We start from the raw sequence: 15664 nt of genomic DNA, 5'->3' as shown, positions 1-15664 counted from the left end.
AAATGAATTAGATTTGGTTCCAAACCCGCTTGATATATTCTAACCCAAGTCTTGTCCCCTTACGGCACTCTTCCATTCCCTCAAATTCTACAGAGATATATCCATCGTAGCCACTTTCCTTAACGGTTCGAATGACACTCGGCATATCGATGTCTCCTTGACCAACGATGGCACCCCTCAACCAGTTCCCACCAGTAGACTGGAACCAGCCTTCGCCAGGCTGGCGATCCTGCGGACGAATATAGAAATCTTTGAAATGTACCATCGAAGCAAGCTTAATATTGTTAGTCACAGCAATAAGCGGATTCTCATCTGCGCACAGGAAGTTACCAATGTCGAGTGTTGTACGGAAGTTATCTCTTCCTACTGCGTGAACCAACGCCTGTACACGATCGCTGTGCTGAATAAAGTATCCATGATTCTCCACACTGGTCGTGATGCCCAAACCTGCGGCATAATCGGCAATTTCTCGACAGGCTTCAGCCAAATGTGGAAGCTCTTCCAGAAAGTGCGCAATAGATAGATCATTTGACGAGGCTACATCATGCCGCATCCGCTGAATGCCTAACGCCGCACAGACGTCTACTTCCCGCTTTACCCGTTCGACTTCACGCTGTCTTTCCGCTGTCTCCAGACCGGCAAAATTCGCCCCGATAGCATAATTAGACAACTCTAGTCCACGACCTGCTGCTGTTCGTACAATCTGATCAATTAGCTCAGGATTCTCAACCAAATTGATGCCCAAGGGTACAATCTCCGCATGCTCCGCGCCCAGATCGGCGATCGTCTCAATGACTCCTTCAAGCGTAAGCTCACCCGTTGAAAAAGCTGAATGCAAACTGTAGGTACTGATTCCTAGCTTCATAGTTTCACCTCTTCGCCTTTGGCAGCGGATTCATAGATCGCGCCGAGAATCTTCATGATTGTAACGCCGTCCTGCACAGGACTAATCGGTGTAGAGCCGTTGCTGATGTTGTTCGCAAAGTGATTAATCTCATTCTGGAATGCACTGTTGAACTCAAACCCCTTATGATCGGTCTGCGGATAGATATTGACGATCGTATCCGACTGTTCTTTGACGAGGACTATCTCAGGATCAATTTCAAACCCACCCTTGTCACCGTACAGGCGGACTGAGCGCTCGTCTTCTTTGGCATGCAGTGTAAAGCTAACATCAACCATCAGCGAAGCTCCATTCTCAAAACGAATTAGTGCATTTGCTAAATCTTCCACCGTATTGTTCGCTGCGTCGTAATCAGCGGCTTTATAGAAAGAAAGATTCTTGATATTGGAACGATTGCCGAGCTTCCGGTAAGTATTGGCACTTACTGATACTGGATTCGGACGGCCCATCAAATACCAGCATAGATCGATCACATGGACGCCGATATCAATCAATGGTCCGCCGCCGGAGCGTTCAATATCACTGAACCAGCCGCCGGGATTACCAAGTCTCCGGAACGTCGTTGCCTTCGCATAGTAGATTTCGCCGAATTCTCCTTGTTCCACCAATGTCTGAAGTAGCTGGGCATTAGAGTCATAACGTCGTACAAAGCCTACTTGCAAAATTTTACCGCTCTTTTCCACTGCCTGCTGAACCTGAAGCGCTTCTTCCACCGTGCGGCAAAGCGGCTTTTCCACAAGTACATGCTTGCCTGCCTCAAGTGCCGCGATGCTGATCTCAGCATGAGAGTTGTTCCATGTGCAGATGCTGACTGCATCTATTTCGGAATTAGCCAGCAATTCACGATAATCCGTGTATACGTTCTCCACGTTATACTCAGCAGCAACATCTCGTGCACGCTCTTCATTCAGGTCACAAACCGCATATATGATTGTCTGCGGATTAGTCCGATAAGCACTTAAGTGCATGCTGGAGATAGAGCCGGTTCCTATTACTCCAATTTTAATCATATCCATAAATATTCTCTCCTTTATTTTGCATAGGTTATGATTCGTATTATAATGATTTCAACCCTAAACACCATGCAGAACCTTGCGGTTTCATTTGTACAATTGTGCTATAGGAGGTGCAGTCAATAAATGTTGGACTATGATAAACATCTACAGGAACCCATGGACATGCCGGATCCCGAGTTTCCGATTAAAGTACATACCCAGCGCTTCAACCAAGAGGGAGTTTTGTTGTTCCCACATCATTGGCATGAGCATCTTGAGTTTCTGTTTATTGAAAGCGGTGAGGCTGTTTTTGAATGCGGACGAACACCGATCAACGTACGGGCTGGTGATTTAGTTGCTGTGAACAGCAACGAGCTGCATTATGGGGTGAGCGCTTCTTCTGATTTATTGTATTATGCGATCATTGCAGATACTTCTTTGCTGCATAGTGCGGTAAGCGACGCTGCCGAGACCAAGTTCATCGCCCCGATTCAGCAGAACCAGCTGCTGTTACGTAATCATATCCGGGGGGATCAGCACATTACAGACTGTGCGCTGGCGATTATTCGGGAACTGGAACTTCGCGAATTTGGATATGAGCTGGCCGTGAAGTCCGAGCTATACCGCCTGCTAACGTTGCTATTGCGCAGACATATCGTCACCGTACTCTCACAGGCTGAGCAAGAAAGACGTATTCAAACCGTTGAACGCTTCGCACCTGTTTTGCGTTATATCGATACACATTACCAGGAGCCCATTCAAGTTGACGAACTTGCGGCACTAACAGGGCTAAGCCGCTTCCATTTCAGTCGTCTCTTCAAGGAATTAACTGGTCATACGATTTCGGAATATATAAATGCTGTCCGTTTAGACCGTGCAGATTATTTGCTAAGGCATACCCAGTTAACGATTTCTGAAATCGCTACCACAACTGGCTTCAGTGATATCTACTATTTCAGCCGGACTTTCAAAAAACATAGAAAAGTACCCCCAAGCAGTGTGAGAGGGTTCTAGTTAGGGTGAACAAAAAGGTCAGGAAAGGGTAATCCCCTCTACTGCCCTTTTTTTATTTTATTAATTGCATAAAAGAAACTATCTTCCATCTTATGGGTATAATTAACATAACAAAAATATAGGAGGAGATTTCATTGAGAAAAATAATTAAACTGACTATATTAGCACTTTGTATAATGATTCTACCGGGAACAATGATTTATGCCGCATCGAACCAATCAGAAGTTTCATTATATTTCAATAATGTGGTACAAAAACAGGCAGCAGTAATATCCGAGGGGGACATCCTCTTACCTGTTGAACAGCTCTCTAAAAATTTGTTTGCATTAATCGCTTTAGATGAAACAAGTAAAACGGTTCGAATCTACAAGCCAAATGTGAACATGGTATTGCTTGATAACAATGGAGAGATTTTCGGTAAGGTAAAAAGCCCTGCGCGGTTTGCCTTTTCAACCTTATTACAAGTAGATCATTTAAAAACAGAAATTTCAGATATAAAACTTACGATCACTGATCCTGCAGATAAAACAGAAACTATCGATAATCAACAAATTAAGAAAAGTGAAGAAAACTTTTGGTTCAAAACTAACGAATTTACTTATTCGTTTAATACAAAAGGTACCTATACTATTCAAGTTTTTTTTAAAGACGTAAATTCAAAAACATGGTATCCTGTCTCTGAAATCGATGTATTCGGCATATGAATTTCCGATAGTTGAATTCCCGTTTCCGTACTTCCTCACTTCTTATTATTCTTAATCACTTCATTAAAACGGTCAGGAAAGTTGGTATGTACCCCGTCTACGCCCCAAACCACGGCTTTGTCCATATTCACTTGATAATTCACTGTGTACGGAAATACCTTTAGACCCGAATTTTTCACCTGTGCCACATAGGAGGAATTTATTCTTTGAAAGTTAGGGCTAATACCAACTGCATAAGTTTTCACCCGATTGATAAAAGACTCTGGTACTTTGTAAACCGGAATATTATACCAAACAATTTGATAAAGCGGGATCTCTGGGTTAATCGAATGAAGCTTACGTAAACTCGCCTCACTAAATGAATGTACGGAAACATGATCAGACAGATTATATTTTTCAATTTGTTCGTTTAATATGGTTTCGATATTCGGATTCAAAGCAGGATCTTTAATCTCAATCATATAGTCCACTTCTTTTCCAAACCTTTCAAATACCTCTTCTAAAGTCGGAATACGTAATCCAGCATATTGATCCCTAGCAAACATGGGATATTGTTCGTTAAACCAAGAGCCAGCGTCTAATTTCGAAAGCTGCTCTAAAGTATAATTCTTAACATACCCCGTTCCATTTGTCGTACGATTAATAGTTTCATCGTGAATAACAACAGGAACACGATCCTTAGTTAACTGAATGTCTAACTCGATATAATCGGTATCCATATCAATGGCTAGTTCGAATGCAGGTATAGTATTCTCAGGAGCATATCCCGAAGCGCCACGATGAGCAATGGTATAGACTTTGTCCGCAGGCTCGAGAATTTCCTTCACTTTAGTACGAATCCATGGAGAATAGGCATACATTGAGGTACATAATAAGATTAACAAAAATATGTGAATAAATATAAAGTACATTTTAGAATTTTGAATCCTTTGCATAAAACTTCCCTCTTCTTTTCAAAAATTTATTGTTGTTTACTTGGTGCTGTTTTCTACATCATATCCAGTTAATTACCATTCATAATCCTATCAAATCTCCTCTTGATTTATAATTATGTAAAACCTGCGGATTATTCTAAGCTATATCGCAATGATGGCTGCAATAACCGCTTTAATGATATCATCTGGAAGAAAGATCACCACACTTGTTAATCTAGCCCAAATGGAAGTATTCGTAATCAATGCCATGATAGGCGCACCTATCAGATTAATCAACATTACACCAAAAATCAAATTTACGACAATCAGATTCCAAGTTCTGACATACAGCGAATAATGCAGCATATACAAATTCTTTGATTTTCATGAAAAAACCTACATAGGAAAATTGAATGTATTGATTAGATTCATAAAGTTGGAAGAATCTCGAACTAAAAAAACACTGATCCAGATTAGGATCAGTGTTTTTTAGCTACACATTTTTAAACAGAACAGCTTTACTTGTTGATATGTTCCTTGATTTGTTCAGCGATTTGTTCCAGCAATGCCTCTTTCCCCAATGCAAAGAATGCTTCATTGTAATTTTGTCTGCTTGTCATGCGATATATATTTTTCGATTTTACAGCTTTTAGGCTGCTCCAGACCTTACTTTGGTCTAGAACATTCCGGTCATTATCAGATAATAAAATGATGTGTTCTGGATTAAAGGTAGACAGTGCTTCTAGACTTGTTACTTTTCCTCCCCATAGGTCTGGTTCCGGTGTACCTGGCGCGATGAGTAATCCAAGATCATTAAAAATCATATCTGCAATACCTGTGCGGGAATAGATCCGGATTTCTTTCTCTGTAGCTTCGATTACCGCAAACGTTTCTTCATTAGTTATCTTTGTGATTTGATCATGCAGTTGTTGAGCACGTTGATCATAGGCCTTCAGCCACTCATCCATTTCTGTTTTCTTATCAAGTACCTCTGCAACAAAGGCAAACCGCTCTCTAAAAGCATTAAAGCCATAAGGAACCCTCACTGTTGGAGCAATCATATTTAGTTGATCATAGATTTTCTCTTGCGTAGGCCCTGCCAGTATCAAGTCAGGACTTGCTGCACTGATCGCTTCCAAGTTAACTTCCGTTTGAAACCATCCAACGGGCGTTACATTAGGCAGTTCTTTTTTTAGAATAGGTGTGATTTCCAGTGAATTAGCCATGTCTGTATTCCCGGTAATCACAGGTTTATATCCAAGCACTAAAAGTTCTTCAGTTGAGCCAGATACATCAGCAATTCTAACCGGGTTTACCGGTATTTCAACATCTCCCTTGACGTCCTTAATGGTACGTGTTTCGGAGGAATTCGTAGCGACGGGATCAGATTTTACCGCAGGTGGGGAGTTCTCTCCTTGAGCCTCCTGCCTTGAATTCCCACATCCGTACAACATCACCATCATGAATAAAGCGATTCCGACAAAAGAGATACGTTTTAAACTGAACATTTTTTCCAACCCTCTCCAATCTGTTGATAATCATTCTCACTACTAGCAAGTCCGATCATACACTCTGCTGATAGGGCTGAACTACCGACAGAGGGATTGAATAACGGTTTGGCGGATATTTATTTGTTGTCTAACGTTTTTTTGTTATTTCAGAAGGATTTATTCCATACTGCTTCCGAAATGCCTCCGCAAAATGGCTGAAGTTGTTGTAACCTACCATCGTCGCTGTTTGACTAACACTACTCTCCCCGGAACGCATGATTTCCCATGCTTTTTCTAAACGTTTGTTCCGTAAATAGGCAAATACAGTCGTACCGTACTCTTCCTTAAAACCAACTTTTAATTTGTATTCGTTAATACCCGCCAGCTTGGACAGCTCTATAAGTGATGGAGGGTTTGCCATTTGCTCGAGTATGATTTCCCTGGCTCTCCGAATGCTTTCCCGGTCAGTGCGAGATAAATGCAAGCTACGTTTTGTATGCTTCTGCTCATAAAGAAAAGCGCCGAAATATGCGGAAAGGAGTTCTAATGCCTTACCCTCTGCGTATAACCTGCGCATTGAGATATGATATGGGCAATCTCTCAATTGAATCAATAATCGGGAGGTTTCTGGAAGAATAGGCATACGGAACATACGAAAAGATTGTGCATCTAACAGCCCGGATAAACTGCAAGTATGTGGAGATCCTTGCTCTACCATCCATGAATCGAACAGTGTTACCGGTACACCAATGGACAGTAAACGGATGGGTTCAGCACTGCGATAGTGAAATTCGGCTTGGAAATCTCGCATGAGCTGCAATGAACAACTGTCGGGCACCAACTCGTGACTATTGCCTGTTACATGAACTTCTCCGCTGCCCTGTAGACAAAAGCTTAGCTCTATCATAGCTGCTTCGGATTGAACTCGGACTAAACGATCCTCAGTGAAACGGTAATCACTATCTACAATTTCGATCCCGGAAGATGTGATAACCCTATCGACGTATCCATGGTCACTAGGTTGTGAAAAATGCATTCGCTCTGTGGTGTCCTTTATAGACGGAGTCTCAAACAATGCATTGAAATACCCGTTATAGATGTTATGAATTGATTTTCTTGTCATTAATTCATACCCTCAGTAGATCTGTAGTACGCTGTAACCCCAATGTAGTGTTTTATCATGAGGAGATCACCTTTATTCATGTATTAAATGATAACGATTATCATTTAGATTATTATATCCGAGACATTAGCTAAACTGCAACGAACAGTTTATGAGGAGTGTTAGCGTATGATTCCAAATACAAACACCCCCTCATCCTAATGGATAAGGGGGTGTCGATTTCTGTTAATCAGCTTTTAACTTTCGTAGCATTATTCAGATCCGGATTCAGTTTATATTATCTCTTATCTCATCGCTTTAGCTAGCTCTGTGAAAATAACTCCAAGCGCGTAAGCTCCTGCATCCGGATAACCAATGCTGCGTTCACCTACTGTGCCTGCTCTTCCCATACGGGCGACGATATCGGAAGTCTTCCGGGCACCGAGAACTGCCGCTTCAGCAGCTTTGATAGCTGCCAGCTTTATATCTTCTCCTTGTTCTGCGCTTTGTGTCCAGGCATCCGCAAAAGGTACAAGCGCATCAATTAAAGTCTTGTCACCAACGACAGCACCTCTCCCGAAAGACCTTTCGCCCGTATCTTGAATTCCTTTAACGACCGCTTGCATCATATTAGCAAATTCCTGAATGGATAACTCCTGCTTCTGCAGCGCAGTCTTGCTCGCAGCGCGGAAGCCCGATCCCCAGATCGGCCCGGAAGCTCCTCCACAATGCTCCATAATGATCAATGAACAAGCATCAAGGAAGTCACCGATATCGCTGTGATGATTAGCTAGAATATCTTCCCATTCTACTTTCAACTGCTTAAAGCCCTTGGCTACGCTCATCCCAAAATCACCATCTCCGGCGTGGGCGTCTAGCTCGCAGAACGGTACCTCATTCTCGATAATGACCTCACTCATTTGATCGATCAAAAATACGATATTTTGTAAGGAAAACTGGTTGTTCTTAATTATCGCTGCTTCAGCATCCGTATTATTCTTGAAGGATACCGTGCTGTCTGCTTTCTCTTCCTTGATGACTTCCGTATATTTTACAGGCTCAAATGGACCTTTAACCGACAATGCCGGTGTATCACACGGAGCAGACAACCATTTCTTCAGCGTCTCATCCAGCTTCATAATCGACACTGATGCGCCAGCCATATCGATGCTGGTCATATAGTTGCCGACAAATACTTTAAACACTTGCTTATTCTTCGCCGTCAATTCACGGATCACAGAATTATTCAACAAATAAAGCTCTTGCAGTGGTGTTCCACCAAATCCATTGATCAGAACTGCAACTTCTTGCTGCGACTCATCGTTCATTTGCAAGTTGCTCAGCAAGGACGTAACCATTCGCTGCGCGAGTTCATCCGCTGACACGGCTTTTTCTCTGCGAATTCCAGGTTCACCGTGAATTCCAACACCGTATTCCATCTCATCCTCTTCGATATGGAACGTCGGGGTTCCTTTGGCAGGAACGGTGCAAGATGTAAAGGCGAAGCCGATGGTGCGAACATGGTCAATCGCATGTTGCGCCGCTTCTTTTACTTCCGACAGGGACAGTCCTGCTTCTGCCGCAGCCCCGGCTACTTTATGAACGAGAACAGTTCCGGCCACCCCTCGTTTCCCTACGGTATAGAGACTGTCTTCAACGGCAATGTCATCGTCTACTTTGACATATTCCACTTGTATGCCATCTTCACTTGCGAGATGAGCCGCATTTTTAAAGTTCATGATGTCACCGCTGTAGTTCTTAATAATAAGCAGCGTTCCCTTTTTACTAGCAGAGCTACGGATCGCTTGGTAGACCTGAATCTGGGATGGAGAAGCAAACACATCGCCACACACGGCTGCATCCAGCATACCGCTGCCTACGAACCCGGCATGGGCCGGTTCATGCCCACTTCCTCCACCGCTTATAAGTGTAACTTTATCGGTGTTGATCTCTTTTTTAGAAATCACTTTGAATTTATCGTTGAAATCCAGCTCAGGATGCGCTAAGACAAGTCCATTACACATTTCCCGGACTAGCGTTTCCGGCTTATTCATAATTTTCTTCATCTTAAAGCTCCTTACTTAATTTGTATTGACGGCCTAATTGGTCGGCAGCCATAATCGCCGATGCTACGGCTTCTTCTGTAATTGGGAACGGCATCGAATGAATCGATTCCTCTGCAATACAAGCTTTTTTAGCAACCTCAAGAAGTTCTTCGTAAGTGACTTGCTCCACTCCGATATCTGCTAAGCACACTGGAAGCCCAATAGACAGGCAGAAATCCAATACTTCTCTTAATTCGGAACGGTCTGCATTTTCAAGCACCAATTGAGCAATTGTACTGAAGGCTACCTTCTCACCATGATAATAATGATGTGTTCCTTCTAAAGCTGTTAAACCATTATGGATCGCATGAATCGCAGCCAAACCTCCACTTTCAAAGCCTAGTCCCGATAACAAAATATTCGTTTCAATGATATTCTCCAAGGCTGGAGTTACGATATTCAGATCGCAGGCCTGCTTCGCCTTGAACCCATTTTCAAGCAAAGTGTCATAACACAGTTTGGCAAGACCTAGTGCGGTTATTGTTCCTTTAGCTTCCCCACAAACACCTTCACGAACCCCGCAAGGCAATCCCGCATTCACATTGGAATAAGAATTTGCTGTAGCTCTTGCTTCGAAATAAGTGGAGAGTGCATCACCCATCCCTGCAACAAGAAATCTTGTTGGCGCTTTGGCAATGACTGTTGTATCGATCATGACTACACTTGGGCTTTGCTTGAAATAAGCATAATCATCAAACTCACCTTCTGGGGTATAGAGTACCGCGGAGTGGCTTGTTGGTGCATCAGTGGCTGCTATCGTTGGAACGATAATCAATGCTTCACCTTCTGCTACGCATTTTGCCGTATCAATCGCCTTACCTCCACCCAACCCAATCGTACATGCACATTGATGTTCCTTAGCCAGAGCCTGTAATCTTGCGACTTCTTGTCTTGAGCATTCCCCATGGAAGCCACTTTCAACAAGCGTTATATTAAATTTCTGTTTAGTTGACACCAATTTATCTTTCACACGTGTAACATCATCTGGATGTGCAATGAGCAGTGCGGAATCACCGAATGTTTTTACAAAATAGCCTAAATTCAAAAGTTCATTCTCACCTTGCACATATTTCGTCGGACTGATAAACGCTCTTCTCATTTTCATTCCTCCTAGGTTGTATATAGTTATTATTATAGATTGCTCTATTTCGGTATGCATGAAACAATAAGATCAGAATAAAGCGTTTTCTTATCGAGTTTTTTTGTCTTCTTATTAAGGAATAGTATTATCTTGTCCTTTTGAGCAAAAATTCGCTATAATGTTCAATATGTTTCTATAACTTACCTAGGAGAATATCGTGATGTCCAAATCTCGATTTAATTTAGAAGAAATAATTGATTTGAAAAAATGGGAGAAACTGCAGGATTCTTTATCACTCGTGACTAAAATGGCGATTCTTACCGTAGATTATAAAGGCGTTCCCGTAACTAAGCACAGCTTCTGTCAGCCTTTCTGCCAAGGCGTTCGCCAAGATTCTAATCTCTCTCCTTATTGTCAAAAATGTGATGCTCGTGCCGGCATTGAGGCTGTACGCCAGAACAAGCCTTATATTTATTTATGCCATTTCAACATTATCGATATCGCGATTCCAATTATTATTGACGATCAATATTTGGGTGCAATTATGGCTGGACAGCTTAAGCTTCGTGAACCTGATGTGTCACAGCTGGAGCAGATAGTATCTAGGCCACCTAATGTTGAGTCGAACATGAAGTTTCAAACGCTTAAAGAGGATTACGAAGCACTTCCTGTCCTATCCTACGATGAAGTAACCAAGTGCGTGGACCTACTTCTACAGTTAAGTACTTACATCGTGGAAGAAGCCATTCAAAAGCGTACTACCGTTGATTTGTACAAAAGAGTACTGACCACAGATATCGATATATCTGCTTCAGCAGAATCTTTCGAGGAGACAGACCTTACTTATCGCAAAATTCAGTCTCTGCAGCAAGAGTTGTCAGGAGCGCTTATTGAGACCAAATTGAAAAATGGAGCACAAAAGTTCGTCTCTTCAAATGCAGTGCTTCAGCCTGCGTTCGATTACATCTATGCGCACAAAAATGAAAATTTCAGCCTAAAAGAAATGGCCAAGCTTTGTCATATCAGCCCCAGTTATTTCAGTCGCATATTTACAAAAGAAACAGGCGAGAACTTCTCCCTCTTCGTAGCCAGGCTCAAAATTGAATGGGCCAAGCAGTTGCTGGAAACCACAGACGCACCTATTAATCAAGTGAGCGATGATTTAGGATTTTGTGATACTGGTTATTTTATTAAAACATTCAAACGGTTCGAGAATCTCACTCCAGCTGTATACCGGAATATGTATATGAGTTGATTAGTTGCATTAAGGGGAAATCTGTGATTTCGCCTAATATAGCCTCTTTGATCTTTCCCTCTCCGTTTATAATAAACGTAGCAGGAAGCGCACTAACTCCGAATGAAGTAGATATTTTTCCGGTAACATCGATGACAACTGGAAAAGAAAAACTGTGATTCTTAAGATATTCTGATACAGTCCCTTTAGACTCACCAACATTAATAAACAAGGTTTCAATTTGAGAACTAGTGGATTTGTGAATGGCATTCAGAAGGGGCATTTCTCGCACACATGACGTGCACCAGGAGGCCCAAAAGTTAAGCACCACAATCTGTCCCTGAAAATCGCTTAGTCGAACCTTTTTACCTTCTATAGAAGTAGCTTCAAATTCGGGAGCGATAGAGCCCACTGCAATCCTCTCAGATGAATCTCTTGTTTCATTATGGCTAAATACCCATACAACAGTCGTGACAGCTGCGATGATCACCAGCAAAGCAATGATTCGACGCATGCTCATTTCAGACCCAGACTATGATTAAAGGCTGTATACAGAGAACCAAATTTCGCATGAAATTCTTTGGTCGGACCTGAACCAACATTTCTTCCATGACTTAAAAAGACAATCTGATCTGCGATCTTATCAGCGATTTCTAACTGGTGTGTGGAGAAAATAACAGTATGCCCTTCTTCCTTGATTCTTTGGAGTAGGTCTACGAATTCATTCATCCAGAAAGGGTCAAGACCGTTTGTGGGTTCGTCCATAATTAGCAACGAAGGTTTGGCCAGCAATGCCTGAGCAAATAAGATACGCTGACGCATTCCCTTTGAAAAGGTGTTGACCAGACGATTTCGTTTATCCTGTAGACCTACTAAGCCAAGGACTTCGTTTACTCTCGCTTTGCGATTGGGTACCCTACGGAGAGCGGCCCAAAAAGTCAGAGCTTCCTCTGCCGACAGCCCCTGATTGAATTGATAATCATCCGGCATATAACCGATTTGTTTCGAGAATTGTTTGCGTGATTTGTGCCAGTATAAACCACCCACTGAGATTTCGCCCACCGAAGGCTGAAGAATACCCGCAACCATTCGCAAAACGGTGCTTTTGCCAGCCCCGTTACCGCCACATAGTGCAAGTATGCTCCCAGTGGGGATTTGAAAGCTAATCTCTTCAACTATTGTTTGCTTTTTAATAACCTTAGAGATTCCTCTTACATTCACTAAGGAGTTATCCACGAGAGCGCCCCCTTTCCCATATCCAATATACAAACAGGATCGAGCTCAACATCCAGACTAGACAGACTCCCATAAACAACAAACTACCCTTCGAACCATTTATCCATTCTACCCATTGGTAATATTCAGGTCCCAGTACTGAACCTCCGCCCAGCTTAATTACAACGAATAACCGAACAAGCTCTGCTGGGTTGAGTATTGTGAATACGACCAGCAAGGGCTTAATCCAGAGATAAGGCATTAAACCTAAAAAGGCGATCAAAAAGGTCGGCCACCCTATTACTGTGAAAAACCACACAGCAACAGAAACAGTCAGCGCCTGCCAGCGGTTTCTTGATAATGAACCGATAAACAAGGCGATGGTCAAGAATAGTAAAACAAGTCCTGCGGAAAACAACAAAAATAGAAAGTAAGTAGTAGAATCATAGGCCATGCCCAAGAATCCACTAATCATTCCCATTAAACCATAGCCGAAAGCCACAACCGTAAGTAATACGACAGCCAGCCCCACATACTTGCCAAGAATAAATGACAATGTTCCTATTGGATAAGTAGATAAAAGCTGCCAACTACCTTCTTCCTTTTCTGAGGTCAGTGAAAAAGAGCCTAGGAATAAGGTCATAAGCGGCAGCAGATACAAAATCAGACTTAGCATGGAACCTGTAACTGCGGTGTAGCCTTGAATCTCATTTTGTTTATTAATCAGCAGTAAGCCAAGACTAAACGCACAAAATAATGCCAAAAAAGAATAAGCCCATGGATTTCGAAACCCCATTTTAATCTCTCTGCGTGCGACTTGCAGGATATCAACCATTACATATCCATCTCTTTATCCGATGTCATACCTTCCATTTCCTCTGACTTATGCTCGTCCATATGACCTTCTCCGCCATTCATATCCATTTGCATCATATCCGTATTTTGTTTCCATTCATGCTTGGACAGATCACTTGCTGACAGAACGCTGCCAACACCTTGTTCCTTCACAAAAGCTTCGGCTGAAGCAGTGTCCTTGAAGCTGATAACTCCATAAGCCATAGGTGTGCGTAGTGTCTCATCATAGACAAAGCTTGCCTTACTGAATTCTACCCATTCTTTGTCGTTATAGTCACGGACATAATCCTTTCCGATGTTTTTGGTTCCATTCTTGTTCTTCCATTCATTCATACAACCAATATCATCAAACTTATAATTCTTCCCGTCTTTCGTTGTTAGCTGAGTAGCAAAGGCATCGTCCTTAACCTGCATATTGCAAATCGCGCAAATATCAACTTCTTCATTAATCGCCAAAGGTTCAAACTTTTTGGAACCACAAGCCGCTAGAATTAACAAACCCACCATCAACATCAGCATTAAACCCCATTTTTTCATAACCGTAATACCCCCATATATAGTATTGTGATCACAGAGAAAAACAAAAGCAGCCAACCGGCTACCATCACCGACCCTTGCCCCTCACTAACTTGTCCAACATCTGCATGAACTGAATCCAATTGCATAAGCGGCTCTGGATCGGTGGACCATTGTTCTTTATCATTTGTATACAGATCGCTTAAAAATGTCATGCCCGGTGATTGAAAAAAGAGCTGATAAGCAGCATTTTCTGTAACTAATTGCTGATAAAATGGATTAATAGCATATGGCAGATCACTTACGCCATCACCCGATACATCCAGCCCTTCGAATGAATCCCAAAAATTTCTCGTCATCTTATTATTCTTAGAATCCGTTGCCTGTGCTTCAATCACATTTGCAATAAAAGCATTCTTCTGAAAGCGGTTGCCTTCAGAACCCTCAAATTGAATCCCAATATAATTTCGGAGCACCATATTATTCTGGAGAGTGTTGTCGGAGGATTGTTGCATATAGATTCCTACCCGATTTCCTTCCACGAGGTTATTTACAATAAGAGAGGTACGAACGTCAAAGAGCAGGATTCCTTGAGAATGAACATTCTGATTTTGTTTACGGAAAGAGTTTCCTGATACCATAACGTCGCTCACTCCCATCACCATCGCGCCAGTAATGTTGTATTCTCCAATATTGTTCGTAACAGATGATCCATTGATATACATACAGTGAACACCGTATCGTAAATGATAGAGCCGATTGTGATCAACCTTTGTATTGCGACTCTTCTCTAAATAAATGCCATCTCGGAGATAAGAGATTTCATTCTCTCTGATATCTGAACCATGAGAGTTATAGAGATCGATGCCATTACCTCTTTTTCCCGAAGCAGCACCTTTAGGTATAAACCAACGGATTTTATTGTTTACTATAACTCCACTATCAGCCTCACGTAGCATAATGCCAAAGCCAAATGTATGTATGACTAAATCTTTCAAAGTTACCTGATCGGCTTCCACCCGAATCGCTGCTGCTTCTCCCCCGTTATGCTGCTGTATATTAAGTCCTTGAAGCTTTACCCCATCAGCCTGAATCATAACTGCAACCTCAGCATCGGGAGATGAATTTAATACTGTTGCCCTTCCTTCCCCGCTAATCGTCAGCCTTTTATCAATTTGAACGGGACCCAGGTAAGTACCTGGAGCTAAAGTAATCGAATCTCCGATTTGGGCCGCATTAATAATCGGCTGGAGTGGAATCGCTTTCGAAGTAGTATTAGCACTGGCACTCCTACTGTAGGTCGTGATTATTAAGAAAAGGCTGAATAACATCATTAGCATTACTCTGAGGTGACAGAAACTTTTGCGTATAACCATTGTTCACCCCCTATCAGCAATTCATTCTCTAATCTATCATTTGCCTAATTGTAAAGAAAAGGAAGTTGCATGCCTATAGCTCAATATAGCTATCCCTATTAATAAGATGTGTCTAAATTGTGAGTTATATCACATCGTATGCTATCCCAAAAGTGTGTC

Annotated in this window: 16 protein-coding genes; 3 read left to right on the top strand and 13 right to left on the bottom strand. The window is 42.2% G+C overall.

The features are described from left to right. Positions 1 to 7: 7 nt before the first annotated feature. Together MKX41_RS08120 and MKX41_RS08115 are read right to left on the bottom strand one after the other, a co-directional pair. On the bottom strand, positions 8 to 865 hold the full coding sequence (locus MKX41_RS08120) for a sugar phosphate isomerase/epimerase family protein (RefSeq protein WP_339271373.1): 858 nt from the start codon (positions 863 to 865) through the stop codon (positions 8 to 10). Beyond that, positions 862 to 1920: a Gfo/Idh/MocA family protein gene (locus tag MKX41_RS08115; protein ID WP_339271371.1), complete on the bottom strand. Its 1059-nt coding sequence runs from the start codon at positions 1918 to 1920 to the stop codon at positions 862 to 864. The genes MKX41_RS08120 and MKX41_RS08115 overlap by 4 nt, the downstream gene beginning before the upstream one ends. A 123-nt stretch (positions 1921 to 2043) precedes the next feature. On the opposite strand from MKX41_RS08115, the gene MKX41_RS08110 reads away from it, so the two are divergent. Both MKX41_RS08110 and MKX41_RS08105 read left to right on the top strand, forming a co-directional pair. Next, the gene (locus MKX41_RS08110; RefSeq protein WP_042188277.1) at positions 2044 to 2913 is read left to right on the top strand and encodes a helix-turn-helix domain-containing protein; all 870 of its coding nucleotides are present in this window, start codon (positions 2044 to 2046) and stop codon (positions 2911 to 2913) included. Between the two features lie 134 nt (positions 2914 to 3047). Next, positions 3048 to 3617 (top strand): hypothetical protein, encoded by a 570-nt coding sequence (locus MKX41_RS08105; protein ID WP_076299739.1) that lies wholly within the window; start codon positions 3048 to 3050, stop codon positions 3615 to 3617. A 35-nt stretch (positions 3618 to 3652) separates the two neighbouring features. Here the strand turns inward: MKX41_RS08105 and MKX41_RS08100 are convergent, their stop codons facing one another. The 6 genes from MKX41_RS08100 to MKX41_RS08075 form a co-directional block, all read right to left on the bottom strand. Beyond that, on the bottom strand, positions 3653 to 4552 hold the full coding sequence (locus MKX41_RS08100) for a glycerophosphodiester phosphodiesterase (protein ID WP_081382910.1): 900 nt from the start codon (positions 4550 to 4552) through the stop codon (positions 3653 to 3655). 141 nt (positions 4553 to 4693) lie between these two features. Next, complete coding sequence (locus tag MKX41_RS08095; protein ID WP_340969468.1) at positions 4694 to 4897, bottom strand: biotin transporter BioY; 204 nt, start codon at positions 4895 to 4897, stop codon at positions 4694 to 4696. 152 nt (positions 4898 to 5049) lie between these two features. Next, positions 5050 to 6039, bottom strand: coding sequence for an ABC transporter substrate-binding protein (locus MKX41_RS08090; protein WP_340969466.1), 990 nt, complete (start codon positions 6037 to 6039; stop codon positions 5050 to 5052). 130 nt (positions 6040 to 6169) lie between these two features. Continuing rightward, a complete protein-coding gene (locus MKX41_RS08085) occupies positions 6170 to 7144 on the bottom strand; it encodes a helix-turn-helix domain-containing protein (RefSeq protein WP_340969464.1) in 975 nt (324 codons plus the stop codon). Positions 7145 to 7428: 284 nt separating this feature from the next. Next, the gene (gene dhaK, locus MKX41_RS08080; RefSeq protein WP_340969462.1) at positions 7429 to 9189 is read right to left on the bottom strand and encodes a dihydroxyacetone kinase subunit DhaK; all 1761 of its coding nucleotides are present in this window, start codon (positions 9187 to 9189) and stop codon (positions 7429 to 7431) included. Between the two features lies 1 nt (position 9190). Next, positions 9191 to 10327: a glycerol dehydrogenase gene (locus MKX41_RS08075; protein WP_340969460.1), complete on the bottom strand. Its 1137-nt coding sequence runs from the start codon at positions 10325 to 10327 to the stop codon at positions 9191 to 9193. Positions 10328 to 10529: 202 nt separating this feature from the next. Here MKX41_RS08075 and MKX41_RS08070 point away from each other — a divergent pair, with 202 nt between their 5' ends. Continuing rightward, a complete protein-coding gene (locus MKX41_RS08070; RefSeq protein ID WP_340969459.1) occupies positions 10530 to 11564 on the top strand; it encodes a PocR ligand-binding domain-containing protein in 1035 nt (344 codons plus the stop codon). Here the strand turns inward: MKX41_RS08070 and MKX41_RS08065 are convergent. The 5 genes from MKX41_RS08065 to MKX41_RS08045 are packed head-to-tail and all read right to left on the bottom strand — an operon-like array spanning position 11527 to position 15505. Next, positions 11527 to 12063, bottom strand: a complete 537-nt coding sequence (locus tag MKX41_RS08065; RefSeq protein ID WP_340969458.1) for a redoxin domain-containing protein — start codon at positions 12061 to 12063, stop codon at positions 11527 to 11529. The two genes, MKX41_RS08070 and MKX41_RS08065, sit on opposite strands and share 38 nt — an antisense overlap. Beyond that, on the bottom strand, positions 12060 to 12779 hold the full coding sequence (locus tag MKX41_RS08060) for an ABC transporter ATP-binding protein (protein WP_340969456.1): 720 nt from the start codon (positions 12777 to 12779) through the stop codon (positions 12060 to 12062). Before MKX41_RS08060 ends, MKX41_RS08065 begins: the two co-directional genes overlap by 4 nt. After that, entirely contained in the window at positions 12772 to 13593 is an 822-nt protein-coding gene (locus tag MKX41_RS08055; RefSeq protein ID WP_076299730.1) for an ABC transporter permease, read from the bottom strand. The genes MKX41_RS08060 and MKX41_RS08055 overlap by 8 nt, the downstream gene beginning before the upstream one ends. Continuing rightward, positions 13593 to 14150, bottom strand: a complete 558-nt coding sequence (locus tag MKX41_RS08050; RefSeq protein ID WP_340969454.1) for a nitrous oxide reductase accessory protein NosL — start codon at positions 14148 to 14150, stop codon at positions 13593 to 13595. Before MKX41_RS08050 ends, MKX41_RS08055 begins: the two co-directional genes overlap by 1 nt. Then, a complete protein-coding gene (locus MKX41_RS08045; RefSeq protein WP_340969453.1) occupies positions 14147 to 15505 on the bottom strand; it encodes a right-handed parallel beta-helix repeat-containing protein in 1359 nt (452 codons plus the stop codon). Before MKX41_RS08045 ends, MKX41_RS08050 begins: the two co-directional genes overlap by 4 nt. Positions 15506 to 15664 lie beyond the last annotated feature (159 nt).

The sequence above is a fragment of the Paenibacillus sp. FSL R5-0475 genome (assembly GCF_038004585.1).
Taxonomy (GTDB): Bacteria; Bacillota; Bacilli; order Paenibacillales; family Paenibacillaceae; genus Paenibacillus_AQ.
The sequence above is the reverse complement of the archived record's forward strand: the minus strand, read 5'-3'. Positions and strand labels throughout refer to the sequence as shown.

What these genes read in the sequence shown, in the direction of transcription:
- MKX41_RS08100 (WP_081382910.1), bottom strand. Translation starts at nt 4,552, where the DNA reads ATGCAAAGGATTCAAAATTCTAAAATGTACTTTATATTTATTCACATA.
- MKX41_RS08070 (WP_340969459.1), top strand. Translation starts at nt 10,530, where the DNA reads ATGTCCAAATCTCGATTTAATTTAGAAGAAATAATTGATTTGAAAAAA.
- MKX41_RS08090 (WP_340969466.1), bottom strand. Translation starts at nt 6,039, where the DNA reads ATGTTCAGTTTAAAACGTATCTCTTTTGTCGGAATCGCTTTATTCATG.
- MKX41_RS08075 (WP_340969460.1), bottom strand. Translation starts at nt 10,327, where the DNA reads ATGAGAAGAGCGTTTATCAGTCCGACGAAATATGTGCAAGGTGAGAAT.
- MKX41_RS08095 (WP_340969468.1), bottom strand. Translation starts at nt 4,897, where the DNA reads ATGCTGCATTATTCGCTGTATGTCAGAACTTGGAATCTGATTGTCGTA.
- MKX41_RS08045 (WP_340969453.1), bottom strand. Translation starts at nt 15,505, where the DNA reads ATGGTTATACGCAAAAGTTTCTGTCACCTCAGAGTAATGCTAATGATG.
- MKX41_RS08055 (WP_076299730.1), bottom strand. Translation starts at nt 13,593, where the DNA reads ATGGTTGATATCCTGCAAGTCGCACGCAGAGAGATTAAAATGGGGTTT.
- MKX41_RS08085 (WP_340969464.1), bottom strand. Translation starts at nt 7,144, where the DNA reads ATGACAAGAAAATCAATTCATAACATCTATAACGGGTATTTCAATGCA.
- dhaK (WP_340969462.1), bottom strand. Translation starts at nt 9,189, where the DNA reads ATGAAGAAAATTATGAATAAGCCGGAAACGCTAGTCCGGGAAATGTGT.
- MKX41_RS08120 (WP_339271373.1), bottom strand. Translation starts at nt 865, where the DNA reads ATGAAGCTAGGAATCAGTACCTACAGTTTGCATTCAGCTTTTTCAACG.
- MKX41_RS08065 (WP_340969458.1), bottom strand. Translation starts at nt 12,063, where the DNA reads ATGAGCATGCGTCGAATCATTGCTTTGCTGGTGATCATCGCAGCTGTC.
- MKX41_RS08115 (WP_339271371.1), bottom strand. Translation starts at nt 1,920, where the DNA reads ATGGATATGATTAAAATTGGAGTAATAGGAACCGGCTCTATCTCCAGC.
- MKX41_RS08050 (WP_340969454.1), bottom strand. Translation starts at nt 14,150, where the DNA reads ATGAAAAAATGGGGTTTAATGCTGATGTTGATGGTGGGTTTGTTAATT.
- MKX41_RS08110 (WP_042188277.1), top strand. Translation starts at nt 2,044, where the DNA reads ATGTTGGACTATGATAAACATCTACAGGAACCCATGGACATGCCGGAT.